19 protein-coding genes and 1 other annotated feature are annotated in these 25,305 nt (G+C 30.3%); of the genes, 11 read left to right on the top strand and 8 right to left on the bottom strand.

Going from position 1 to position 25,305, the window contains the following annotated elements:
* Window positions 1-298: 298 nt before the first annotated feature.
* The 4 genes from ACVHXK_RS11450 to ACVHXK_RS11435 form a co-directional block, all read right to left on the bottom strand.
* Window positions 299-1,039: a pyridoxal-phosphate dependent enzyme gene (locus tag ACVHXK_RS11450; RefSeq protein WP_461206532.1), complete on the bottom strand. Its 741-nt coding sequence runs from the start codon at window positions 1,037-1,039 to the stop codon at window positions 299-301.
* Window positions 1,040-1,061: 22 nt separating this feature from the next.
* Window positions 1,062-1,601 (bottom strand): tryptophan transporter, encoded by a 540-nt coding sequence (locus ACVHXK_RS11445; RefSeq protein ID WP_461206531.1) that lies wholly within the window; start codon window positions 1,599-1,601, stop codon window positions 1,062-1,064.
* A 62-nt stretch (window positions 1,602-1,663) separates the two neighbouring features.
* Window positions 1,664-1,934, bottom strand: a binding site (T-box leader).
* 122 nt (window positions 1,935-2,056) lie between these two features.
* On the bottom strand, window positions 2,057-2,266 hold the full coding sequence (locus tag ACVHXK_RS11440; protein WP_461206530.1) for a DUF378 domain-containing protein: 210 nt from the start codon (window positions 2,264-2,266) through the stop codon (window positions 2,057-2,059).
* Window positions 2,267-2,376: 110 nt separating this feature from the next.
* Entirely contained in the window at window positions 2,377-2,841 is a 465-nt protein-coding gene (locus ACVHXK_RS11435; RefSeq protein ID WP_461206529.1) for an Lrp/AsnC ligand binding domain-containing protein, read from the bottom strand.
* A gap of 388 nt (window positions 2,842-3,229) precedes the next feature.
* On the opposite strand from ACVHXK_RS11435, the gene ACVHXK_RS11430 reads away from it, so the two are divergent.
* The gene (locus tag ACVHXK_RS11430; RefSeq protein ID WP_461206528.1) at window positions 3,230-3,640 is read left to right on the top strand and encodes a hypothetical protein; all 411 of its coding nucleotides are present in this window, start codon (window positions 3,230-3,232) and stop codon (window positions 3,638-3,640) included.
* A 42-nt stretch (window positions 3,641-3,682) separates the two neighbouring features.
* A complete protein-coding gene (locus ACVHXK_RS11425) occupies window positions 3,683-4,447 on the top strand; it encodes a histidinol phosphate phosphatase (protein WP_461206527.1) in 765 nt (254 codons plus the stop codon).
* Window positions 4,448-4,632: 185 nt separating this feature from the next.
* On the opposite strand, the gene ACVHXK_RS11420 is transcribed toward ACVHXK_RS11425, so the two are convergent.
* A complete protein-coding gene (locus ACVHXK_RS11420) occupies window positions 4,633-5,874 on the bottom strand; it encodes a CehA/McbA family metallohydrolase (RefSeq protein ID WP_461206526.1) in 1,242 nt (413 codons plus the stop codon).
* A gap of 173 nt (window positions 5,875-6,047) precedes the next feature.
* A complete protein-coding gene (locus ACVHXK_RS11415; protein ID WP_461206525.1) occupies window positions 6,048-9,239 on the bottom strand; it encodes a vitamin B12-dependent ribonucleotide reductase in 3,192 nt (1,063 codons plus the stop codon).
* A 269-nt stretch (window positions 9,240-9,508) separates the two neighbouring features.
* Between ACVHXK_RS11415 and ACVHXK_RS11410 the strand changes: the two genes are divergently transcribed.
* The 8 genes from ACVHXK_RS11410 (at window position 9,509) to ACVHXK_RS11375 (ending at window position 19,590) form a co-directional block, all read left to right on the top strand.
* Window positions 9,509-10,036 (top strand): gamma carbonic anhydrase family protein, encoded by a 528-nt coding sequence (locus ACVHXK_RS11410; protein WP_461206524.1) that lies wholly within the window; start codon window positions 9,509-9,511, stop codon window positions 10,034-10,036.
* Between the two features lie 239 nt (window positions 10,037-10,275).
* Window positions 10,276-10,692 carry a hypothetical protein gene (locus ACVHXK_RS11405; RefSeq protein ID WP_461206523.1) on the top strand — a complete coding sequence of 139 codons (417 nt, stop codon included), beginning with the start codon at window positions 10,276-10,278 and terminating at the stop codon, window positions 10,690-10,692.
* A gap of 116 nt (window positions 10,693-10,808) precedes the next feature.
* Window positions 10,809-11,285, top strand: coding sequence for a GAF domain-containing protein (locus ACVHXK_RS11400; RefSeq protein WP_461206522.1), 477 nt, complete (start codon window positions 10,809-10,811; stop codon window positions 11,283-11,285).
* A gap of 355 nt (window positions 11,286-11,640) precedes the next feature.
* Window positions 11,641-13,038, top strand: a complete 1,398-nt coding sequence (locus tag ACVHXK_RS11395) for a PTS mannitol transporter subunit IICB (RefSeq protein WP_461206521.1) — start codon at window positions 11,641-11,643, stop codon at window positions 13,036-13,038.
* A 273-nt stretch (window positions 13,039-13,311) separates the two neighbouring features.
* Window positions 13,312-15,459 carry a BglG family transcription antiterminator gene (locus tag ACVHXK_RS11390; RefSeq protein WP_461206520.1) on the top strand — a complete coding sequence of 716 codons (2,148 nt, stop codon included), beginning with the start codon at window positions 13,312-13,314 and terminating at the stop codon, window positions 15,457-15,459.
* Window positions 15,460-15,469: 10 nt separating this feature from the next.
* Entirely contained in the window at window positions 15,470-17,359 is a 1,890-nt protein-coding gene (locus tag ACVHXK_RS11385; protein ID WP_461206519.1) for a PTS mannitol transporter subunit IICBA, read from the top strand.
* Between the two features lie 24 nt (window positions 17,360-17,383).
* Window positions 17,384-18,316, top strand: coding sequence for a 1-phosphofructokinase (gene pfkB / locus ACVHXK_RS11380; RefSeq protein WP_461206518.1), 933 nt, complete (start codon window positions 17,384-17,386; stop codon window positions 18,314-18,316).
* A gap of 20 nt (window positions 18,317-18,336) precedes the next feature.
* Window positions 18,337-19,590: a zinc-binding dehydrogenase gene (locus tag ACVHXK_RS11375; RefSeq protein WP_461206517.1), complete on the top strand. Its 1,254-nt coding sequence runs from the start codon at window positions 18,337-18,339 to the stop codon at window positions 19,588-19,590.
* A 206-nt stretch (window positions 19,591-19,796) separates the two neighbouring features.
* Here ACVHXK_RS11375 and ACVHXK_RS11370 read toward each other — a convergent pair whose 3' ends face one another.
* Entirely contained in the window at window positions 19,797-22,412 is a 2,616-nt protein-coding gene (locus ACVHXK_RS11370) for a cation-translocating P-type ATPase (RefSeq protein ID WP_461206516.1), read from the bottom strand.
* Window positions 22,413-22,491: 79 nt separating this feature from the next.
* Window positions 22,492-24,399, bottom strand: a complete 1,908-nt coding sequence (locus ACVHXK_RS11365; RefSeq protein WP_461206515.1) for an NAD(+) synthase — start codon at window positions 24,397-24,399, stop codon at window positions 22,492-22,494.
* Window positions 24,400-24,853: 454 nt separating this feature from the next.
* Here ACVHXK_RS11365 and ACVHXK_RS11360 point away from each other — a divergent pair, with 454 nt between their 5' ends.
* Window positions 24,854-25,285 (top strand): NfeD family protein, encoded by a 432-nt coding sequence (locus ACVHXK_RS11360; RefSeq protein ID WP_461206514.1) that lies wholly within the window; start codon window positions 24,854-24,856, stop codon window positions 25,283-25,285.
* The last annotated feature ends 20 nt before the right edge of the window (window positions 25,286-25,305 follow it).

Below are 25,305 nucleotides of genomic sequence, written 5' to 3'. Positions count from 1 at the left end.
ATTAAAAGATTAAAAGATTAAAAGATTAAAAGATTAAAAGATTAAAAGATTAAAAGATTAAAAGATTAAAAGATTAAAAGATTAAGGAGTATTTTGGAATTATATTATAGTTTTCTATTTGAAGGTTTAAAATTAAAAATGAAGTGGTGTAGGATAAGTATTCCCTGCCGCCTTAAGATTAACAATTTGTTTTGAAGAACCATATTGGATAGGAGTATTTTAAAGAATAGATGATATTTCACAAAGCACATTAAGATATAATCTAATGTGCTTTGTTTATGAAAATAGTGGATAGTATCTATTGTTTTTGAGAAAGTATCATAGAAATTTCATTAACGTCTTTATCGCCACGGCCTGATAAGTTGATAATGATAGTTTTGGAAGAATCTAATTCTTTGGCCATTTTAATGGCGTGGGCTATAGCGTGTGAGCTTTCGATAGCTGGGATTATTCCTTCAACTTTTGATAGTTCTAAGAAGGCTTGCAAAGCTTCGTCATCAGTTACACTTACATACTGGGCTCTACCGCTTTCTTTATAGAAGGAGTGTTCTGGTCCAACACCTGGGTAGTCAAGTCCAGCTGCCATAGAATAAACAGGTAGTGGTTCGCCTTGTTCATCTTGAAGGAAATGACATCTGAAACCGTGAATTATTCCAGGAGTACCTAGAGAGAGGGTAGCGGCATGCATATTTGTATCTAGTCCTTTTCCAGCGGGTTCTACTCCTACAAATTTAACGTCTTTATCTCCATAGAAAGGTGAGAATAGACCTATTGCATTGCTTCCACCACCTACACAAGCTACTAAATAATCAGGTAATGAGTTTTCTAATTCTAAAATTTGTTCTTTTGCTTCTCTACCTATTACAGATTGAAAGAAATTAACCATTGCAGGATAAGGATCAGGGCCAACGGCTGAACCGAGCATATAGTAGGTATCAGCGTGATTTTCAATTAAATCACCTAAAGCAGCATTTACGGCTTCTTTTAAAGTTCTCATACCATGAGTTACAGGGATTACTTTAGCTCCTAATAGCTCCATTCTAAATACATTTAAAATAAATTTAGTTACTAAATAAATTCACCTTAGCTCTTGATGTAGAAATATTGAATATCATCATAATGAATGGAGTTGCAATAGCATTGATTAGAGCTGCAGGAAGAACTACACCAGCAAATAATATTTTGAATGGAGCAGGTAAGCCTACAATTAATAATGCTGAACCTAGAAAAATAGAGCCACTAATTATTGTTCCAAGTCCACCTACTAACACAGAGGTCGCTAGGTTTTTGATTGAAGAAGTAAGAGATTTTCTAAAAGGGATCAATAAAGCAAACATTACGTTAGCAGTAATTATTTTATCGATTATATTTGGTAATTGACCACCAGGGAAGCCCGTTGTTAAAGCTGTTAATATACCACATACAATTCCGGAGAGTAAAGCTTGCTTATAATCATTGTTTATAATAACTATAATGAATAACATAACAAGTGCAAAATCTGGCTTAACTCCGAATAAAATAGGTGGAGTTATTTGGTGAAGTATTAGTCCAATAGAGAGTAATAAAGAATTGATAATTAGTTTTTTTAAATCGTTTTTCATATGAATCGCCCCTTAATTAATTTTTAATAATATTTTTTTGCAATAAAAAAACTCCGTCCTAATAATAGGACGAAGTGTATTCGCGGTGCCACCTAAATTATACTGATAACAAATATGAACAAAAATACATTCATATAAATTAAAGTACATCTCTTTTCAGATACTAACATATCCTATCGCTATAACGTGCGAAACACGGTAAATACTACTATCCTAAGATTTCGGTTTACGTCTAACAGGTCCATTCATAACAAAACGTCGTATCGGGATTTCACCATCCCCGACTCTCTATAACTAAGATTTGAAATTACTCTTCCTGATCAATGACTTTGATAATTTAGTTTGTTAATTTATAATTATTGTATATTCATTGTTTCTTTTTGTCAATAAAAAAATGAAAAAAAAATATAACTAAAAAAAGTTTTCAATACAATTGAAAACTTTTAATAAAAATATTATCGCTCTTCTCTTGGTTCTCTGTCTCGTCCAAGAAAAGATATTGAGTAAAGTCCAGCAATCCCTACTAAAGCATAAACTACTCTACTAAATGCAGTTAAATCTCCAAATAAAGCTGCAACTAGGTCGAATCTAAAAAACCCGATAAGTCCCCAATTTACTGCACCGATGATTACGAGTATAAGGGCTGTAATATCTAATGCTTTCATAATAATACATCTCCTTTTTATAATTCTTTCGAAGTTAGTATTACCAGTAACGAAAAAAATATTACTATTTGATAGCAAAAGTTTACAGATTTGATTTAAAAAAGTATGTATTACAATTTTATATTTCTATCAATTGGTTGAGATAAAGAAATAAATGTATCTGTTCTCTGTACGCCTTCAATACTTTGAATTTTGTTCATAAGGAGGTCCTGGAGATCAGAAATATTTTTGCATATTACTTTTGAGAAAACAGAGTATTCACCTGTTGTATAATGTAATTCAACTATTTCTGTAATTTTCTTTAACTCTGAAAGAACAGAGTCATATGAGGAAGCTTTATCTAAAAATATTCCTACAAAACAACAGACATCATATCCTAATTTTGAAGTATTTAAAATTAGTTTTGTTCCTCTGATTATACCTAGATCTTCCATTTTTTTCATTCTTACATGTATAGTACCACCACTAACGTGACACTTTCTTGCAATTTCAAGATATGGGGTTCTTGAGTCTACTATTAAAATATCTAATATTTGTAAATCCAGTTCATCTAATCCGTTTATATGAAAATTCATAAAAATCACCTCTATAAATTTAATACGTAACAACATTATAACAGAATTATTGATAATTTATCAAAAAAAATATTACCTCAATACAGCATTATTATGATAATAATTAAGTACATACTAATATTTTATTACATTGCCAATAATTTAGCAAATAAATTATGAATATAATAATAAATATATATATATATTTTTATTATATTTGCAAAAAATACAAACATAAGTATATAATTATACCTATATTTACAATATTGCCTTAAAAATATTATTTTAATACTTTAATGAGATATAAATAATATTATTATTAATATCTTTAATATCTTTAATATCTTTAATATTTTATAATAAAAATGTATAATATTATTACATAAGGATTTTAAAAGGAGGACGTAAAATGGAATGGACAAGTTTGATTTTGAGAATGTTAGGTATAGTTATTGTAGTGGTGGTGGTTTATAATTTTCTAAAGATTTATGTACTTGATAAAATTAAAATTAATAAATGGTTAGTTTTAGCTTTATCAGCGGTATTTTTTATACTACCAGGTTTTTTTGTTATCAATAATGAAGTATTAGGTACTTGGATACAATATTTATTTTCAATTATTTTTGTGATTTTGTTTATGTGGTTTTTGGATTTAGCAGGATGGACTAATAAATCTCGAGGTAGAAAGTCTACTAGCAATAAGAACACTAGCAAATACGCACAAAACAAACCTAAAGCAAAACCTTCAAGAGTTGACAAAACAAATATGGAAGTGATTCAAGAAAAAAAGAATAAAAAAAACATGTTTAAGAAAAAATAAATGAAATTTTATGTGATTTGCAAATGAAGTGGAGGATATGAGATGTTTGATTGCCATGTGCATAGTGATAAATCTTCTGACTCTATATTAAACATATGTGATATAGTGAATAAGATTAAAGATGATAATTTAGGTATTATTTTGACAGAGCATATTGATTTGAATTATCCGGATAAAGAACTATTTAAGTTAGAAACAGAAGAGTATATAAAAAGTTACTATAAATATAGAAGTGATAAACTTTTACTTGGAATTGAAATTGGATTAAGTATAGGTTTTGAGAACCAGTACACTAAAATAATAGATAATAATGATTTAGATTTTGTGCTTGGTGCAGTGCATGAACTAGAAGGAAAAGATTTATATGATGTTAAGGAAATATACGTAAATCCTAAGAAGGAAGTTTATGAAAAATACTTTGAATATATGCTTGAATGTATAAAAACAAACCCATATATAGATTCTTTTGCTCACATTGACTATATTTGTAGATATGCGACTTATAAAGATACGGAAATATATTATAATGATTATTCGGAATATATAGATGAAGTTCTAAAGGCATTGATTCAGAGAGGAATTTGTTTTGAAATAAACACTAGAAGGTTGGGCAATAAAAGCGTTTATGATGCTCTTATGAAGATATATAGACGTTATAATGAACTAGGTGGAGAATATATTACCATTGGTTCTGATGCTCATCTAAAAGAGAATATAGCTATGAATTTTGAAGAGGCGAAAGAAATAGTTCGTAGCTGTGGACTAAAACCTGTTTATTTTGTTAATAGAAAAATGAAACTTTTATAATTATGAGGCTAAAATTGCAATGTTTAATTTTATGAAAAAAAGTAGAATGAAGGTTTAGAGCTCAGTAGAGGATGATTTTCTTTGTTTTTTTAGATAATCTTTTATTAAATAAAAGATTTCCGAAGAATGAGGAAATCATCCTTAATTGTGCATTGGGTTAAAGCCATTGTGCATTGCTTTAAAGCCTATTCTACAAATATAGCTGATGAGAGAGCTCTTTTATCAGCTTCTAATATAACTCTTACAACATACCAAGAATTCGCAAAGGATTTTGTTTTGAAATTCCAGTCTATAGTGTTTTTAGTACAGATTTGTTCTTTGATTATTTTTCCTCCGTTTGATATGAGTTGAATCTTATAAATTTTATTTAAAGGATCTTTAGCACTGATGTTGAATTCTATTTCTGAAGATTTATCTAAATTGATTTTTGAGCCCATCAAGTGATTATTAGCTTTGACAAATAATTTTAAGGACCTACTTTCAGTTGAATATATTTGTCTTTTTTTAAAAGCATTGTATAGCGAAGATTTGCTTAAATCACCAGTTATAACTGCAGTTAAATTTTCTTTGTCTCCCCAATTTTTATCATGGTTATCTTGAGAATTAATAGCTGCTAGGTGCCACCCTTTATCTAAAAGGGTAAAATATGTTTTATCATACCTTTTGTATTTAAATGGAGGAGCACCATTTCCAACCTCTATAAGGTTTATTGTGTTTTCAAATTCGTTATAATTATTAAATTTGAGAATAGTTTTATCTGGATGATTTATAGAAATAATACAGTTGTTTTTTTCTGCGGATTTAGCAAGTGTACTCAAGTTTTTATAATGATTATTTATCAAAGTACTAATAAAGATAACATTATAATGGCCTTGTCCTTTAATTTTTACTTCGTACCCAGGTAAAGCTATGAATTTGTTTTTAATTGACGATTTTTCGCATAGTTTAACTAGTGCATCCCATTTTCTTTTTGTTTTTGATTTATAAGTAGTATCTTTATTCAGTGTTGAAATATGGTCTGTTATAAATATAAAATCCAATTTATTTTTTAAAGCAGTTTTGCAAGCTTCAGCAGGGGAGCCTTTACCAGTCGAATAATTTGTATGGCAATGGGGTATGCCATAGTATACATTATGAGAAGAGTCTTTTTCTATAATAAAGTTACTATTAAATTCATAAGAACGTTTATCCTTGAATGAAATCTTTACTTTTAGTTTGTGTTTTCCTGTTTTTAAATTTTTTTTAAGTATACATTTTATTTCATTATTATTTTGTTTGAATTTTAATTTTTTATTGTCTAAAGTTATTCTTATTTTAGATTTTTCTAAAGGAAAAGATTCTCTTTGTAAAAATTCAATAGTAATTTTAGGTTTCTTTTCACTAATGATTTCATTGTTGCTAGGTGATATTTTTATTTTGTCTTTCAATACTATTCTCCATCTAATTGTTATTATATAATTATTGTATGAATTTATTTGTGAAAGGGTAGAATATTTTTTAAATTAGTGTGAAGTGTGGAATGTGAAGTGTGAAGTTAAGGATGTTTCTCACACTTCACACTTCACACTTCACACTAAAAAAAGTGGCCAAAGCCACTTTTTTAACTACATCCTGTAGTTGAACCACAATCTAAGCATATCTTACAAGTACCATTTCTCACCATTCTAGTACTTGAACATACGGGGCAAACGCTATCGTAAACCCTCTGACCTTCAGGTTTTTGTTCTGTAGGTATTTTGTCTTCAGTATGTGATTCTTCTTGTTCAATAATATTATTTGAGGCTACATTTATTTCAATGTTTTCATGATTTTCAGGTTTTACCTGACAGCGAGTATAATTTCCTAATTCTATATCAATAATTTTACTTATTAAGTCAGATATAGATGTGACATATTTTATATTAGGATGTCTTAATACAAAGCCGTATGGTTCGTATTTCTGACCCCTTAGCATATTAGCAATATCATAAGGTGGTACGTGATATTGTAGCATAACTGATATAGATTTAGAAAGAGAATTTAAAAGTCCACTAATAATTGTCCCTTCCCTGTCAGTTGTAATATAAATTTCACTTATTTCATTACGTTGGTTCCTGTTTACGGTTGTATAAATTTTCACATCATCAATCTGGGCAGGATGAGTTGTTCCGGTTCTTATACCAATAAGTTTTTCTCGTTTAGAGAAATGTTTGTTTTCTGTTTCTTGTAAATTAGTAGTTATATCCATTTGGGGATCAGTGTCTAATATGAAATCTAATTCTTCTTGAGTTAATTCCTCAGTAATTGGATTATCAAGTTTGCTTTTATTAGTATTTTCAATAGGGTCTAAATTAGTAGCAGCTATTTTATTTTCTGCTTCAATAAGTGTTTCATTTAAATTCTTGGCTTTAGCTAGTAGTTCTGTATATGATAAATCTTCAAGGTTAGATTTTTCACTATTTGATAAAGTATTGTTTAATGGTTGACTTGCTTTTGAACCATCTCTATATAGAGATATTCCTTTAACTCCTAATTTCCAAGATTTTAAAACAACATTTTCAAAATCTTCTATTGTAGCTGAATTGGGAAGATTTACTGTTTTTGAAACTGCACCTGAAATTAAAGGGGTAATTGCAGCTACAAACTTAACATGACCCATAGGGGAAATATATCTTTCACCTGAACCACAAATATTTGCAGTATCAAAAATAGGGAGATGCTCTTCTTTTAAATGTGGAGCACCTTCTATTTTTCCATCAACAATTTTTTCGTATTCAAATCCATCTTCTTGAACAACTTCAGTTCTCATAATATATTCTATAATATCGGTAACTTCATTAGCATTATAACCAAGATTTGTTAATGCTGTGCTTAGTACAGGATTAGCTATTGTCATATAGCCACCACCGGATAGTTTTTTATATGCAACATGGCTAAAGAATGGTTCTATGGATGTAGAGCCACAATCCATAGCTAATGAAATAGTGCCAGTTGGAGCTATAACAGAAACTTGAGCATTTCTAAAACCATATTTATTGCCATATTCTAATGCATGTGACCACACATCTTTTGAAATTGAACTTAGCTCTTCAAAACCATTATCTAGTAGTAATTTATGATCTATTTTTAATGGTTCATAATTTAAACCTTCATAAGGTGTTTGTAATAATCCTGCTATTCGACAGTGATTTCTGATTACTTTAGACATAGATTTATTATTGATTTTATAACATTTAAATGACCCGATTTCCTTTGCCATTAAAGAAGATACAAAATACGAGTATCCAGTCAATATTCCTATTAAGGAAGAGGTGTAAGAACGAGCTTCTTCTGAATCATAAGGAAATCCTTTTACCATTAGTAGTGATGATATGTTTGAGATACCAAGGCCAGTAGTTCTGAACATATAGCTTTTTTCAGCGATATCTTCTGTTGGGAAATGCCCCCAATGTATAGAAGCTTCTAGGGCTAATTGAACTAATCCAACTATATGGATATAAGAAGATAAATCGAATTCATTTTTATCATCATCATAAAGTTTATAAATATTTATCGATGCAAGGTTACAAGCGGTGTCATCAAGAAATGCGTATTCACCACAAGGATTTGTAGAATTAATTCTATTTTTTCTTTCATTATATTCACCATCTTCCCCATAAGGGCATGTATGCCAAGCATTAAAAGTGTCATCGAATTGTGGAGCAGGGTCAGCACATTCCCATGAGGATTGATTAAATTTTTCCCATAAATTTTTTACTAGAATTTCTTTATCAATGGTATTGTCTACTCTTCCTTTAAGCGTTATAGTTGCTTCAGGAGATACGTGTAAATTATCGACTTTCTTCATAAATTCATCTGAAAATCTTACAGAGTTATTGCCGTTTTGACCTGATACTGTTTCATAAGCTTCACCTTCAAAACTAGCATCATATCCCATCTTATCTAATGCTCTAACTTTTGTTTCTTCTTTAGATTTCCATGATATAAAGTCTTCTATTTCAGGATGGTCAACATCTAAACAAAGCATTTTTGCCGCTCTTCTAGTAGTACCACCTGATTTTATTGCACCTGCGTTTCTATCAAAACCCTTTAAGAAACTCATTAATCCGGAAGAATAGCCACCACCAGATAGTTTTTCCCCTTTAGCTCTTAGCGTTGAGAAGTTTGTTCCTGTACCTGAGCCACCTTTAAAGAGTTTTGTTTCAGTTACATATTGTTCTGAGATAGAATGAGGACCAAGTAATCTATCATTTATAGATAAAATAAAGCAAGCAGATGATTGTGTACGAGTATAAGCATCATCACTTTCTAAAACCTTGTTTTCTTCTTCATCAAAATAGTAATGTCCTTGTTTGTTACCAAATATTCCGTATGATAGAGCTAATCCTGTGTTGAACCATTGTGGTGAGTTTGGTGCGTAAATTTGAGCTAGTAGCCCATATACCATTTCATCGTAGTATATTTGTTTTTGTTCTTGTGTTTTTATTAAACCTTCATCTACTAGTGCTTCGGTCCAAAAATTTACAAGTCTATGAGCAACTAATTTCATACTATTTTCATAGCCTAATTCATTAGGTACACCAGTTCTTCTAAAGTATTTAGAAGCTATTATATCACAAGCATTTTGAGAATAATTTTCAGGAAATTCTATATTATCCATCTGAAAAAGTAGATTACCTGTTTTATAATCTTTAAGATGCACATTTACTTTTTTCCAATTAAACATCTCAAAGACAGTTTTGTTAGAATCATTTTCTAACTCTTTTGTAAATCGGCGCTTAATAATTTCGTCTAGCGAATTAACTTTTAACATACCATTACCTCCTGCGATAAAATGCAAAAAAACTCTTATGTATATTTTATTCTATTTAGCATAAATTTACTAGAAACAATTTTAAGATTTATTGATTTTTTCTATATATAGCGATTAAATATATTGTTAATCACAATATATAGTATTATACTTGAATAAATAATATTATTCAATAGTTATTATTGAAAGGTGGGAAATTTGAATTTTAAAGCAAAATTTGATAAATTTAAATATAAGACTTAAATGACAAAAAAATTAGGAGGAAATTAATGATTTATAAATGGAAAGGAATAGAACCAAAAGTAGGAGAAGAGGTATTTATTGCAAAAAGTGCAGATGTAATTGGGAAAGTTGTATTAAAAAAGAATTCATCTATATGGTTTAATACTGTATTAAGAGGAGATTTAAATGGAATAGAAGTTGGCAACGATTCCAACGTACAAGATGGCACTATTATACATACAGATAGTAAGTATCCAGTTGTCATTGGAAAAGGAGTAACTATAGGACACAATTGCATAATACATGGATGTTCCATTGGAAATAGTTGTATAATAGGTATGGGAGCAACTATATTAAATGGCGCTAAGATAGGTAAAAACTCTATTGTAGGAGCTAATAGTTTAGTAACTCAAAATAAAGAATTTGAAGATGGTGTTTTGATACTAGAATCTCCTGCAAAGGCAATAAGAAAACTAACGGATGAAGAAATAGAAGGGATAAATATTAACGCTGAACATTATGTGGAGAGCGGGAGAGAGTACATTGAAAATCTTAAACAAATGAACAATGAATAATGCATAAAGGCAAAGGCAAAGGCAAAGGCAAAGGCAAATGCAAATGCACAATGCACAATGCACAATTTAGGATGATTTTACTGCGCAAAATCTTTAATTTATCTTATGGATTTGTTAGACTTTGGTGTTGTTAAATTGATAAATGTAACTATTCATCCCAATAGTCGTGAGTAAAGATATTCCGAATTAGAATAATATAAATGTAGTTATACAATCTACATTTAGAGGAGGAAGTAAACATGAAAAATAAAAATAAGTACCTTATAATTTTAGGCTTAAGTATTTTGATTATGGTATTTTTTGCTGTTTGGCTCCAATTATTTAGCGATGGAATAAGCGATGTTTTTAAGGATGACAATGAAATAGAAATAGTTTCAATATTAGATGGTACTTCAGGGTATACTATTGATTTGAACAAGGAAGATGAGGATAAATTAATACGATTAATTAATGATTCATCTTTTCAAAGCAAATTAAGTATTCTTCCGAAAGGTGGATGGTCATATAAACTTGAGATCTTAATAAATGATAATCCTGCTGAAATCATTGTAAACCATGAAGAAATTAAGTATAGTGGACGAGTATATACTGTTGATAATATAAATGAAATTATCGATACCCTTGATGAAATAAGTGAAGTATCAAAAAATCAATAAAGATATGTGTATAATATACATTAAAAACCTCTATTATGGCGATATACTGTATTTTGAACACTTTACTCTATGTAAAAAAACACTTTACATTTTGACAAAAGAAAGGATGGATATATATGAAAAACGATAATTATCATACTATGATTTTGATGTTAAAAGGACAATTAGATGGGGAAGAGGATGCTCTTGCCAATTTGAGTAATGCTTCTGCAATTATTTTTGAAATGGTTGATAGGATAAATTGGGCTGGTTTTTATATTAGGAGAGGGGAAGAACTTGTTCTTGGACCTTTTCAAGGAAGATTTGCATGTAATAGGATAAAAATAGGCAAAGGTGTTTGTGGAGAGGCTGTTTCAGATGATAGTATAAAGAGGGTAGATGATGTTCATAAGTTTAAGGGACATATAGCTTGTGACAGTGCCTCTAATTCTGAAATAGTAATTCCTATACATAGTGATGGTAAAGTTGTAGCTGTACTAGATATTGATAGTCCAGAGTTTGCTAGATTTACTGAAGTTGAAGAAAAATATCTTGCTGATTTTGTAAAAATACTTGAAGACAATATTAAATGGCAACAACTTTTTAAAATATAAATGCACAATGCACAATGCACAATGCACAATTAAGGAAGCTTCTCGTCTTGTTGACGAGAAGCTTTTATTTTATTAAATGATTAAAATATTTAATGAAAAAATCATGAAATATTGTGGAAGTAGAATTTTTTTGAAGGAAATAATTCAATATAAACGCTTTGAAATAGAGGGACTTTAATTTTGTCACTATTTTATACTGACATGAAGACGGTTTCTTTTGCTTGTACTCCTATGTTTTAGCTAATATACTTTAGCCATAGACAGAAAACAATATTCAATAAATTTTCTGAAAATTGCAATAATATTTTACAGACATTCATTATTATCTAAAATTAAAATTATAGGGGGAAAGCAAATGGCAAACACAGCTACAAATGTTCAAGGAAAAACAACGAGGGATAGAGTACAAGGATTTGGAAGATTTTTAAGTGGAATGGTAATGCCCAATATAGGAGCATTCATCGCATGGGGTTTTATTACAGCTTTGTTTATTCCAACAGGATGGTTACCTAATGAAAGCATGGCAACATTAGTAGGACCGATGATAACATATTTACTACCATTACTAATAGCGTATACAGGTGGTAAGATGGTTGGCGGAGTTAGAGGCGGAGTAGTTGGAGCTGTTGCAGCAATGGGAGTTATCGTAGGAGCTAGTATCCCAATGTTTATTGGAGCGATGATAATGGGACCTCTAGGTGGTCTTGTTATAAAGAAATTTGACGATTTAGTTCAAGATAAAATACCAACTGGATTTGAGATGTTAGTAAATAACTTCTCAGCAGGAATACTAGGTATGATAGTATCTTTAGTAGGTTTAAAAGTAATTGGACCTGTAGTAGAAGCTTTAACAACAGGACTTGGAAATGCAGTAGAAAAACTTGTTACAGCAAACTTATTACCAATAGCATCAATATTTATAGAACCAGCTAAAATATTATTTTTAAACAATGCAATTAACCACGGTGTGTTAACTCCTCTTGGAGCAGCTCAAGTAGAAGAATTAGGAAAATCAATATTCTTCTTACTAGAAGCAAACCCAGGTCCAGGACTTGGAATATTACTTGCATACTATGTTTTTGGTAAAGGAATGGCAAAGAACTCAGCACCAGGAGCTATTATAATTCACTTCTTTGGTGGAATACATGAAATTTATTTCCCATATGTACTTATGAACCCAGTATTAATATTAGCTGTTATAGCAGGTGGAGCAAGTGGAGTACTTACATTCTCACTTTTAGGAGCAGGACTAGTAGCTGCAGCATCACCAGGAAGTATAATAGCAGTAATGTCAATGGCACCAAAGGGTGGATTACTACCAGTACTTGCAGGTGTATTAGTAGCAACAGTAGTATCTTTTATCGTAGCAGGTTTCTTTATTAAAAGAGGAAAAAATAACGACGAAGAATTAGAAGCAGCAAAATCAAAAATGGTTGATTTAAAAGGAAAAGAGTCTTCAGTTGTCAAAGTAGCTAAAAAAGTAAATTTAATTGTAGTAGCTTGTGATGCAGGTATGGGATCAAGTGCAATGGGAGCATCTACTCTTAGAAATAAAGTGAAAAAAGCAGGATTAGATATCAAAGTTATCAATACAGCAATAGAGCAAATTCCAGAGGAAGCAGATATTGTAATAACACAAGAAAGCTTATCTTCAAGAGCGAAGGCTGCTGCACCAGGAGCACAACATATTTCAATTGGCAACTTTATGGGCACGCCGGTATATGATGAAATTGTTGAAAGTTTGAAAAAATAATATTACAAAATAATAAGACTAATTAAGAAGGCAGCGAATATTCGTTGCTTTTCTTTTTTTTTAAACTTATAGTATAAACAAATAAATTAGTTAGAAACTATTTATATACTAGTAAAAAACATTAAATATTGAGGTTAACTATTTAATGTTGTCATTATTTATTAGTGACAAATAGAATTATCTTTGAGTTGAGTTAAAGCTTTCAGAAGAATATAATTGAATTAGATAAAGAAATATTTGCAATTTGTCACCATTACCTGCAGGAGGTGAAATATGTCAGATATTAAGATCAGTTCTAGAGTGAAAAGAATTATTGAGATTTTATGTGATGCTGATGGTTCTATAACAGTTAAGAGTATTAGCAATAAATTATCTGTTAGTTCTAGGACTATTCTAAGAGAAATAGAGGATGTTGAAAAGTGGATTCTTTCAAATGGATTAGTTTTGAATAAAAAACCTAGGGTTGGATTAAGCATTGAAGGGACAATTGATGAAAAAGCTGAGTTGAAAAATTTACTAAATTTCGAGAGTGTCGAAAAAGTATTTTTGCCTAAGGAAAGGCAATCATTAATATTAAATGAACTTTTGCAACAAAATGAACCAGTTAAATTGTTTTACTTTACTACAATGTTTAAAGTATCAGAAGGTACAATCAGCAATGATTTAGATAAAGTTGAGAAAAAATTAAAAAGCTATGATCTGCAACTAATTAGAAAGCCAGGACTTGGAGTTTTTGTAAAGGGAAGTGAAAATGCTTTTAGAAAAGCAATGATAGCACTTCTATATGAATATTTAGATAAAAAACAGATATTAGAAATTATAAATGAAAAAGTTACAATAAATAATACTAAAGATAATGAAAGTTATTTAAATCAAACAAGAAATAGATTATTAAAGTTGATTGATAAAGAAACTATTTTAAAGTTAGAACAAATTGTTAGTGAAGCTGAAAATAATATTGAATACAAATTAGCCGATAGTTCTTATGTTGGATTGCTTGTGCATTTAGCTTTGGCAATAAAAAGAATTAAAAACAATGAGAATATAACAATGCAGAAGGAAGTACTAGATGAATTAAAACTATCAGAGGAATATATTATTTCTGAGAGTATTACAGATAGAATTTCTAAGGCTTTTGAAATAGATATTCCGGAATCTGAAATTGGATATGTAACAATGCATCTTAAAGGGTCAAAAATCAGAGATGTTGCTCAAAGAAAAGACGATTTGACTATTGGGAATTTTCAATTAATCAAGATGGCTAATAAAATTATAAAGATAGCTGAAAAAGAAACAGGTTATTCTCTTAAAAATAATAAAAATTTGTTATTAGGTTTGGTTACTCATCTACAACCAACTATAACTAGATTAAAAATGGATATGGAAATAAGAAATCCTCTGCTCCATAGTATAAAAGAAAAATACTTGGAGTATTTCGAAATAAGTAAAAAAAGTGTTTCTTTTCTTGAAGATTATTTTAAAAAAGAGATTCCAGAGTCTGAGATTGGATTTATAACAATGCATTTAGGTGCAGCAATAGAAAAAGCTAAAACTATAAGCAAGAAGAAATATAATGTTCTAGTATCGTGCACAAGTGGTATAGGTTCATCAAAAATGCTTGCAACAAGATTAGACCAAGAATTTAAAAACATAAAAATTGTAGATGTAGTATCAACAATAGAAATAGATGAACTTTTTATAAGACAAAATGATATAGATTTTATTATATCAACAGTAGATTTTAGTAATTGCTGTATTCCTGTTATAGTAGTTACTCCTCTATTAGTAGAAAAAGATATAGAGAAAATAAATGATTATATTTTCAGTTTAGGGATAATACTAGATGATGATAAAAAAGACAATGTTAAGGTTAATACAGTAAGTAAAAATTATGAATTTGGAAAAGTAACTTTAAGGGATAAAGCCTTTTCACTAATGATTTATAGCAAATCCATAGTAGAAATTATAGATAATTATTTTTATGCAGAATTAAAAAATATAGATAATATTGAAGCTTTGATTAGTGAAATTAGTTTATTGGTTTGTAAGAACAAAGATAAAGCTCAGAGTATTGAAAAAGATATATTAAAAAGAGAAAAGTCAGGGAGCACAATACTAAGAGATAAAGGATTGATATTGATACACTGCAAAACTGATGGTTTAGAGAATTTGAAATTAGGAGTTGTGCGATTAGAGAGACCAATAACAAGAAAAAATGAAGAAATAAAAATAGCTTTAATTATGTTAGCACCTAACAAAGCGGATAAAGAAGTTCTTGAGGTTATAAGTGAAATAAGCAAGAGTTTAGTTGTGAAAGAGCATTTTGTAGATGTAATTGCAAGAAGTAGCAAGGAAGAAATTATATTTGCAATAGAAGTCATTTTGAATAAATTTTTGTTAGATAGAACATTAGAAAATTAGGAGGGATCACATGGATTCAACAGTAAAGAAAACTAGTGGTAGAGATAGGGTACAAGGATTTGGAAGATTTTTAAGTGGAATGGTAATGCCCAATATAGGAGCATTCATCGCATGGGGTTTTATTACAGCTTTGTTTATTCCAACAGGATGGTTACCTAATGAAAGCATGGCAACATTAGTAGGACCGATGATAACATATTTACTACCATTACTAATAGCGTATACAGGTGGTAAGATGGTTGGCGGAGTTAGAGGCGGAGTAGTTGGAGCTGTTGCAGCAATGGGAGTTATCGTAGGAGCTAGTATCCCAATGTTTATTGGAGCGATGATAATGGGACCTCTAGGTGGTCTTGTTATAAAGAAATTTGACGATTTAGTTCAAGATAAAATACCAACTGGATTTGAGATGTTAGTAAATAACTTCTCAGCAGGAATACTAGGTATGATAGTATCTTTAGTAGGTTTAAAAGTAATTGGACCTGTAGTAGAAGCTTTAACAACAGGACTTGGAAATGCAGTAGAAAAACTTGTTACAGCAAACTTATTACCAATAGCATCAATATTTATAGAACCAGCTAAAATATTATTTTTAAACAATGCAATTAACCACGGTGTGTTAACTCCTCTTGGAGCAGCTCAAGTAGAAGAATTAGGAAAATCAATATTCTTCTTACTAGAAGCAAACCCAGGTCCAGGACTTGGAATATTACTTGCATACTATGTTTTTGGTAAAGGAATGGCAAAGAACTCAGCACCAGGAGCTATTATAATTCACTTCTTTGGTGGAATACATGAAATTTATTTCCCATATGTACTTATGAACCCAGTATTAATATTAGCTGTTATAGCAGGTGGAGCAAGTGGAGTACTTACATTCTCACTTTTAGGAGCAGGACTAGTAGCTGCAGCATCACCAGGAAGTATAATAGCAGTAATGTCAATGGCACCAAAGGGTGGATTACTACCAGTACTTGCAGGTGTATTAGTAGCAACAGTAGTATCTTTTATCGTAGCAGGTTTCTTTATTAAAAGAGGAAAAAATAACGACGAAGAATTAGAAGCAGCAAAATCAAAAATGGTTGATTTAAAAGGAAAAGAGTCTTCAGTTGTCAAAGTAGCTAAAAAAGTAAATTTAATTGTAGTAGCTTGTGATGCAGGTATGGGATCAAGTGCAATGGGAGCATCTACTCTTAGAAATAAAGTGAAAAAAGCAGGACTAGATATAAAAGTTATCAATACAGCAATAGATCAAATCCCAGATGAAGCAGATATTGTAATAACTCAAGAAAGTTTATCATCTAGAGCGAAAGCTTCAGCACCAAAGGCACAACATTTTTCAATAGATAATTTTATGGCAACACCTGTATATGATGAATTAATCCAAAAATTAAAAGAATCTAAAACAGTAAAAGCCAAAGAAGATGTTGTAGAAGAAAAAATAGAAGAAACAACAAAAATTGTTGAAACTCAGCAGACAATTTTGAGAAAAGAAAATATAAAGTTAAATATGAAATCTGTAGATAAAATTGAAGCAATTAAAATGGCAGGAAGATTGTTAGTAGATGCTGGATATGTTGATGAAAGTTATATCGATGCAATGCTTGAAAGAGAAGAATTGGTAACTACTTATATCGGCAACAATCTTGCAATTCCACATGGAATAGGTGAAGCTAAAAAATATATCAAGAAGTCAGGTATAGTAATTATTCAATATCCTGAAGGTGTTTCTTTTGGAGATGGAAATTTAGCTAATTTAGTTATAGGAATAGCAGGAAAAGGCGATGAGCATTTAGTTATATTATCTAATATAGCAACAGCTTTAGAAAATGAAGAGGATGTTAAAAGATTAATAGAAACTGATGATGTAAATCTAATATACAAAACATTCGTAGAAATGTAATAGAAGTTTTGGAGGTGTATAAGTATGATAGTTACAGTTACTTTAAATCCAGCTTTAGATAAGACTATGGAAATAGATGATTTTAATATACAAAAGGTAAATAGAGAAAAAAAATCTAGAGTTGACGCTGGTGGTAAAGGCATAAATGTTTCAAAAGTAGTTAAAGAATTAGGTGGAGAGAGTGTAGCTACAGGGTTTCTAGCAGGAAACTCTGGTAACTTTATAAAACAACAATTAGATAAATTTCAAATTGAAAATGACTTTGTTTTTACAGAGGGAGAGACAAGGACAAATTTAAAGATTGTTGATTTGAAGAATAAAACTTATACGGATATAAATGAAAATGGACCACTAATAGCAGAAAAAGATTTGGATAACATTAAGAATAAAATTGGTGAAATTTTAAAAAAAGATTCTGTGCTAGTGCTTTCAGGAAGTATACCTAAAAATTTAGATAGAGACTTATACACTAAAATGATTTTAGATGCTAAAGAAAAGGGAACTAAGGTAATTTTAGATGCTGATAGAGACTTACTTGAAGAAGGTATAAAAGCTGGCCCTTATTTGGTAAAACCTAATATAGATGAATTAGAGATGTTATATGGAGTAAAGCTAAATACAAAAGAAGAAATAATACAATGTGCAAAAAAATTATTTGAATATGGAATTAAAGTAATAGTTGTTTCATTAGGTGGAGATGGTTCTATATTCATAACAGAAGATCAAACGGCTGTAGTTGAACCTATAAAAGTAGATGTTAAGAGCACAGTAGGAGCAGGAGATTCCATGGTAGCAGCACTAGCTTTATCTCTTGATAAAAAATATCTATTTGATAAAGTTATAAGACTTTCAGTTGCAGCGGGTACAGGGGCTGTAATGATGGAAGGAACACAAGCACCGAATATTAAACATGTTTTAAAAATATTTGAAGAAGTGAAATATAAAATAGTTAAATAAAAAGTGAGAGGATGATATATATGAAGACAAAAGCAGCATTATTATACGGAAAATCTGATATAAGAGTTGAAGAGTTTGAATTACCAGAAATAAAAGATGATGAGATATTAACTAAGGTTGTTTCAAATAGTATTTGTATGTCAACTTATAAAGCAGCTAAACTTGGAACAGACCATAAAAGGGTACCAGAAGATATAGCAGAAAATCCAGTTATTACAGGACACGAATTTGCTGGGGAAATAGTTAAGGTAGGAGCAAAATGGCAAGATCAATTTAAGCCAGGTGAAAAGTTTGCAGTACAGCCTGCTTTAAATTATAAAGGTAGCCCATATTCACCAGGTTATTCATATAATTATTTTGGTGGAAATGCTACTTATACAATTCTTCCTAATGAATGTATGGAATTAGGATGTTTATTGAAATATGAAGGAGACGCATATGCATATGCATCACTAGCAGAACCAATGTCATGTATCATTGGAGCATATCATGCAAATTATCATACTAAGAACTTTGTATATGAACATTTTATGGGAATAAAAGAAGGTGGAAAGCTTGCACTTTTAGCAGCAGCAGGTCCGATGGGAATGGGAGCAATTGATTATATAGTTCATTGTGATAGAAAACCTAGTCTAGTGGTTGTAACTGATATAGATGATGAAAGATTAGAAAGAGCAGAGTCGATTTTGACTGTAGAAGAAGCAAAGAAAAATGGAGTTGAGCTTCACTATGTCAATATCAACACAGTAGAAGAGGCTGAAGAATATTTGATGGACTTAACAGGTGGAGAAGGATATGATGATGTTTTCGCATATGCTCCTGTTAGACCAGTAGTTGAAATGGGTGGAAATATTTTAGGAAAAGATGGTTGTCTTAACTTCTTTGCAGGTCCTACAGATAACAAATTCTCAGCAGAATTTAACTTCTATAATGTTCACTATGCTTCAACACACATAGCAGGTACAAGTGGTGGTAGTACAGAGGATATGATTGAATCATTAGATATGACAGCAAAAGGTTTAATAAATCCAGCTGTTATGGTAACTCATATAGGCGGATTAGAAGCTGTACCTAACACAATATTAAATCTTCCAAACATACCTGGTGGAAAGAAACTTATATATCCTCATATTGACATGCCTCTAACAGCAATTGATGATTTTGAAGAATTGGGCAAGGAAGATGAAAGATACAAAGCTTTAAGTGAAATAGTAAAAGCTAACAGTGGTTTATGGTGCTTAGATGCTGAAAATTATGTACTTAAGAACTTTTAAGGTAAAAGAAAATGTGCAATTTGCAATTTGCAATTTGCAATTAGCAATTAGCAATTAGCAATTAGCAATTAGCAATTAAGGAAGCTTCTCGCCGGTATGGCGAGAAGCTTCCTTAATTTATTAAATTAAAGATTTTGCGCAGCAAAATCATCCTCAATTGCAAATTGAACATTGCAAATTGCTAATTTGTCTTAAATAGCAAATTGCTAATTTGTCTTAGCCCTTCTAACGATTTTAATAAGTTCATTAGCAACTAACGGAACTAAACTTAGAGAGGCTACTAGTGCCCAGTCTGAAAGAGTTAATGGTGTAACCTTGAATAAACTGTTCAAACCAGGAGTTAGTACTACTACTCCTTGTAGGAATATGCCTATACCAATTGCATATATTAAAAACTTATTTGTAAATAAGCCAATTGTAAATATTGATTTTGTTTTACTTCTCATATTTAGAGAGCGAACTAATTCAGAAATACTCATTACCATAAATGCCATTGTCTGTGCATGCATAAGAGAACCAGGATAATTATATTCTCCAATTTTAAAAGCTGTTAATGTTAAGGTCGCAATTATAAAACCATTGAAAACTAAATTGCCTATATCCCCATGAAATATACTTTCATTTATTGACCTTGGCTTTTCTTTCATAACATCATCAGTACTAGGATCAACTCCAAGAGCTAGTGCTGGTAAAGTGTCTGTTATAAGGTTTATCCATAGTAGATGAATTGGACTAAGTGGAGAAGACCAATTTAAAATAATAGCTGTGAAAATAGCTATTATCTCACCTATATTACAAGATAATAGGAAGATTATAGTTTTCTTTATGTTATTGTATATATTTCTACCTTCTTCTACTGCCCTTACAATTGTTGAAAAATTATCATCTGTTAATATTAAATCTGCAGCCCCTTTAGAAACGTCAGTACCTGTAATACCCATAGCAACTCCGATATCTGCAGCTTTTAAAGAGGGCGCGTCATTAACGCCATCACCTGTCATAGAAACTATATTACCTTTAGCTTTTAAAGCTTTTACTATTCTAACCTTATGTTCAGGAGATACTCTAGCAAATATTCTAAGATCGTCTATTTTTGAATTTAATTCATCATCAGACATAGAGTCTAGTTCATGTCCGAATATTGCTTGATTTTCATCTTCGGCAATGCCCAAATCTTTAGCAATAGCAAAGGCAGTATTTTTGTGGTCGCCTGTAATCATAACGGTACGAATGCCTGATTCTTTGCAAAGTGAAATTGAATCTTTAACTTCCATCCTTGGAGGATCAATCATTCCTACCATACCAATGAAAACTAAATCTTTTTCCATCTCATCTATACTTATATGAGAACTATTTATTTTTTTGTAGGCAGCTGATATAACTCTTAGAGCTTCATCAGACATCCTATTTGATATTTTCATTAGTTCTTTTTTTAGTTCTTCTGTTAGGTCAACTTCTTTTCCATCTATTAGTGCCCATTTTGAAACTTTTAGTATACTGTCTATAGCTCCCTTAGTCATAACATAGTTTTCGCCGTTATATTTATTTAGTGTTGTCATCAATTTTCTATCAGAATCAAATGGTATTTCATTAATTCTTAAATGGATTTCATTTAATTTATTTTTTAGTAAATTATAATTATATCCTATTTGTAAAAGTGCAATTTCGGTAGGGTCACCGGTTTTGGAATCCTCTGAATAGGTTGCATCATTGCACAAAACAAGGTTCTCTAATAACAATCTATGGGTAGTGTTATCAATATTTAATTTGTTTGCGTCATCTAGTATTTTATCAGAATAAAATTTAGTTACTGTCATTTTATTTTGAGTTAATGTTCCTGTTTTATCTGAACAAATTACATTTACAGAGCCCAAAGTTTCAACAGCGGGTAATTTCCTTACTATTGCATTTTCTTTTATCATTTTTTGGACACCTATAGCAAGAACAATAGTTACTATTGCGGGAAGACCTTCTGGAATTGCCGCTACAGCTAGACTTATAGAAGTTAAAAACATTTCAAATAAGTCTCTGCCTCGTAGCATACCGATTGCAAAAATTAGTGCACATATGCCAAGAGCGCCAAACCCCAGTAATTTACCTAATTGTGCTAATTTTTTTTGTAATGGAGTTAATTCTTTTTCTTCTTTTTTTAGCATTGAGGCTATTTTACCCATCTCAGTATCCATACCTGTAGAAACAGCAACACCTACACCTCTACCATAGGTACATAGGGTAGACATAAAGGCCATATTCTTTTGGTCACCTATAGGGACCTTTTTATTTTCAAAAGTTAAAGTAGCATCCTTATCTGAAGGGACAGATTCTCCTGTTAAAGCAGATTCTTCTAATTTTAAATTTGCACTCTCTATAAGGCGTAAATCACATGGTATATATCTTCCAGCATCAATGATTAGTATATCGCCAGGAACTACCATTTCAGAATTTATTTCTACTAGTTCACTATCCCTTTTGACAAGAGCTTTTGGTGTAGAGAGTTTCTGTAATTCATCAAGGGCTTTTTCAGCTTTAGATTCTTGGATTAATCCAATTACAGCATTTAATAATATAACAACACCTATAATAATTGCATCGCTAGTCTCACCTATAGTTGCAGAAATAATTGCTGCAATTATTAGAATATAAATCATTGCATCATTGATTTGCTCAAAAAATAATATAAAAATAGATTTTTTCTTATTTTTTGCAAACTTGTTATATCCATATTTTTCTAGTCTGGATGTTGCCTCAAAAGAAGATAACCCTTTAATAGCATCAGTATTTAGCTGAGATAACACATCATTTTTACTTTTACTGTACCACACAAAACCACCTCCTCTTATAGTTTATACATTATATTTATAATTATTAGTTAAAATGCTTTCTAGATTGTCTAGTTAGTATCTATTTTAGCCAAGTATTATAACTTGCATCAGAAGGCATTCTCCAATCTCCTCTAGGTGAAAGACTTATTGTACCTACTTTTGGACCATCTGGAATTGCTGATCTTTTAAATTGTTGAGTAAAAAATCTTTTTATGAATTTATCAAACCATTTTTGGATTACTTCTTCACTATACTTATTTTTGAAAGCATTATTTGCAAGGAAAATAATTTTTTCGGGTTTAGCACTGTGTCTTATGAAATAGTATAAAAAGAAGTCATGAAGCTCGTAAGGACCCACAATATCCTCTGTTTTTTGAGTTATTTCGCCACTGGAATCTTTAGGTAACAATTCAGGGCTTACAGGGGTCTCAAGAATATCAATTAGTATATCTGATATATCTTGTGTTACTTCTCTATCAGCAACATATTTAACTAAATATCTAACAAGAGTTTTTGGAACAGAGCAGTTTACAGAGTACATAGACATGTGGTCTCCATTATATGTAGCCCAACCTAAAGCAATTTCTGATAAATCTCCTGTGCCTACAAGTATTCCTTTTTCTTTGTTTGCAAGGTCCATAAGAATTTGAGTTCTTTCTCTTGCTTGAACATTTTCATAAGTTACATCGTGGTTTTCTATTGGATGACCTATATCTTTAAAGTGTTGAAGACATGCATCAACTATGTTTATTTCTCTAAAATCAGTTCCAAGTTTTTTACAAAGATTAACTGCATTCCAATAGGTTCTATCAGTAGTTCCAAAGCCAGGCATAGTTACTGTGATTATATTTTCTCTAGGGATATCTAGAAGATCATATGTTTTAACCATTACAAGTAAAGCTAAGGTAGAATCAAGACCTCCTGAAATACCAACAACAGTTTTTTTGCAACCTATATGAGTAAGTCTTTTAGCAAGAGCTGCTGTTTGTATGCTGAAAATTTCTTTGCACCTTATTTCTCTCTCTAGTTCATTTGATGGAACAAATGGGTGCATATCAATAAATCTATCAAAATTGTCAACTCTAACATTAGTAAATGTAAAAGGAATAGTTACTGGTTCTAAATTATCATCAATAATACTATCTCTAAAAGTAATGTTAGTAATTCTTTCATTATTTAATTTATCTACATCAATAATTGAAGTCATAACTTCATTTTCTCTAGAAAATCTTTCGTTTTCATTGAGAATAGCTCCATTTTCAGATATTAGCATATGGCCACTAAAAACTAAATCTGTAGAGGATTCATAAACGCCAGTTGAAGAATATAAATAAGCAGCTATGCATCTAGCACTTTGAGATTGAACAAGGTTTTTTCTATAGGTTGATTTACTAACAAGTTCATTAGAGGAAGATAAGTTTCCTATTATGTTTGCTCCCATAAGAGCTAGTCTTAAGCTTGGTGGAATTACAGACCATAAGTCTTCACAAATTTCAAACCCAAATTTAAAATTACCACTTTTAAATATTAAATTTGTACCAAAAGGAATATTTTCTTGGAAAAATAAATTTATATACCGTGATGTTATCTTACTTCCTCTAGAAAACCAACGTTTCTCATAGAATTCTGAATTATTTGGTATATAACTTTTGGGTATTATTCCTAAAATTTTACCGTTGAAAATAACATAGGCACAATTATAAAGTATAGATTCATTCAGTAATGGAGCGCCTACAGAAATTAATATATCTTTATTATTGGAAAATCGACATAATTCTCTTATGGCTTCTTCAGATTTATCCAATAAATGTTGTTGATTGAATAAGTCTGCGCATGTATATGAAGTTATGGCGAGTTCAGGTAAAACTAATAGCTTTGCTTGTTGGTCTATTGCTAAATCAATGCATTCTTCAATTTTTTTTAAGTTGTAATCTATATCAGCAACTCTTGTTTTTGGACAACCAGTTGACACTTTTATAAAATTCATATTTTTACCCCTTTCTTTGAATAACCTCTACATTCTATAAAATTTTCATAAAATGATTTTTGAAATTTATTCTAATAAATATTTGTCTAATAATAAAGTACACTTTTAGAAAATAGATGTCAATAAAAAGCATTACATGAGGAGCGTAGAGAATTAAAGGAAAAATGAATAAACTATACATATGTTAAACTAAACAACCTTAAACGGTATTAGATAACCTTTTATAGAATAAAATAAAACTTTAAAAATAATTTTAAATATGTTATAATATAAATATATTAACAAAAGAAAATATTTTATATTTTCCTAATAAAAATAATTTCTTTTAAAAGCAATATTGTATTACAAACTTTAATTTTGATGGATTAGCTATAAAATAATATTTCTGTTTATTAAAAAAAATTTATGATATATAATAAAAGTATAATATCTTAAATAAAAGGAGGTTACAATAATGTTATGGGCACAGCTTCTTATTTGGATAATAATTGCCGTAGCAGCTTTGGTTATTGATGCTGTTACTTCATCATTTTTCTTCATTTGGTTTACAATTGGAGGAATTGTTGCAATCGTATTGGTATTAGCACAGATTAGTTTTTCAATTCAAATAATAGTTTTTATTGCAGTAAGTTTAATATGTATGTTGATAGGATATCCAATTGTCAAAAGAACTATCAAAGATACAGTTCCATTTACACCAACAATGGAGCAATCTTATATTGGACATGTTTTTGTAGCAGAAGTAGAAATAGAAAAAGAACAATTAATTAAATATGAAGGAATATATTGGACAGCTAAAAATGTTGGTGAAGTAATAGAAAAAGGCGATGAAGCCAAAATTGTAGGTCTAGAAGGTACTAAATTGTTAGTTGAAAAAGTTAAATAAAATTAATAAAAATAATAAAA

Source organism: Clostridium sp. DL1XJH146, assembly GCF_054819755.1.
Note: the sequence above shows the minus strand (reverse complement) of the source record. Positions and strands in the feature narration are given on the sequence as shown.

Excerpts from the sequence above, each read along its gene's own strand:
- ACVHXK_RS11450 (WP_461206532.1), bottom strand. The coding sequence starts at position 1,039 with ATGGAGCTATTAGGAGCTAAAGTAATCCCTGTAACTCATGGTATGAGA.
- ACVHXK_RS11445 (WP_461206531.1), bottom strand. The coding sequence starts at position 1,601 with ATGAAAAACGATTTAAAAAAACTAATTATCAATTCTTTATTACTCTCT.
- ACVHXK_RS11440 (WP_461206530.1), bottom strand. The coding sequence starts at position 2,266 with ATGAAAGCATTAGATATTACAGCCCTTATACTCGTAATCATCGGTGCA.
- ACVHXK_RS11435 (WP_461206529.1), bottom strand. The coding sequence starts at position 2,841 with ATGAATTTTCATATAAACGGATTAGATGAACTGGATTTACAAATATTA.
- ACVHXK_RS11430 (WP_461206528.1), top strand. The coding sequence starts at position 3,230 with ATGGAATGGACAAGTTTGATTTTGAGAATGTTAGGTATAGTTATTGTA.
- ACVHXK_RS11425 (WP_461206527.1), top strand. The coding sequence starts at position 3,683 with ATGTTTGATTGCCATGTGCATAGTGATAAATCTTCTGACTCTATATTA.
- ACVHXK_RS11415 (WP_461206525.1), bottom strand. The coding sequence starts at position 9,239 with ATGTTAAAAGTTAATTCGCTAGACGAAATTATTAAGCGCCGATTTACA.
- ACVHXK_RS11410 (WP_461206524.1), top strand. The coding sequence starts at position 9,509 with ATGATTTATAAATGGAAAGGAATAGAACCAAAAGTAGGAGAAGAGGTA.
- ACVHXK_RS11405 (WP_461206523.1), top strand. The coding sequence starts at position 10,276 with ATGAAAAATAAAAATAAGTACCTTATAATTTTAGGCTTAAGTATTTTG.
- ACVHXK_RS11400 (WP_461206522.1), top strand. The coding sequence starts at position 10,809 with ATGAAAAACGATAATTATCATACTATGATTTTGATGTTAAAAGGACAA.
- ACVHXK_RS11395 (WP_461206521.1), top strand. The coding sequence starts at position 11,641 with ATGGCAAACACAGCTACAAATGTTCAAGGAAAAACAACGAGGGATAGA.
- ACVHXK_RS11390 (WP_461206520.1), top strand. The coding sequence starts at position 13,312 with ATGTCAGATATTAAGATCAGTTCTAGAGTGAAAAGAATTATTGAGATT.
- ACVHXK_RS11385 (WP_461206519.1), top strand. The coding sequence starts at position 15,470 with ATGGATTCAACAGTAAAGAAAACTAGTGGTAGAGATAGGGTACAAGGA.
- pfkB (WP_461206518.1), top strand. The coding sequence starts at position 17,384 with ATGATAGTTACAGTTACTTTAAATCCAGCTTTAGATAAGACTATGGAA.
- ACVHXK_RS11375 (WP_461206517.1), top strand. The coding sequence starts at position 18,337 with ATGAAGACAAAAGCAGCATTATTATACGGAAAATCTGATATAAGAGTT.
- ACVHXK_RS11365 (WP_461206515.1), bottom strand. The coding sequence starts at position 24,399 with ATGAATTTTATAAAAGTGTCAACTGGTTGTCCAAAAACAAGAGTTGCT.
- ACVHXK_RS11360 (WP_461206514.1), top strand. The coding sequence starts at position 24,854 with ATGTTATGGGCACAGCTTCTTATTTGGATAATAATTGCCGTAGCAGCT.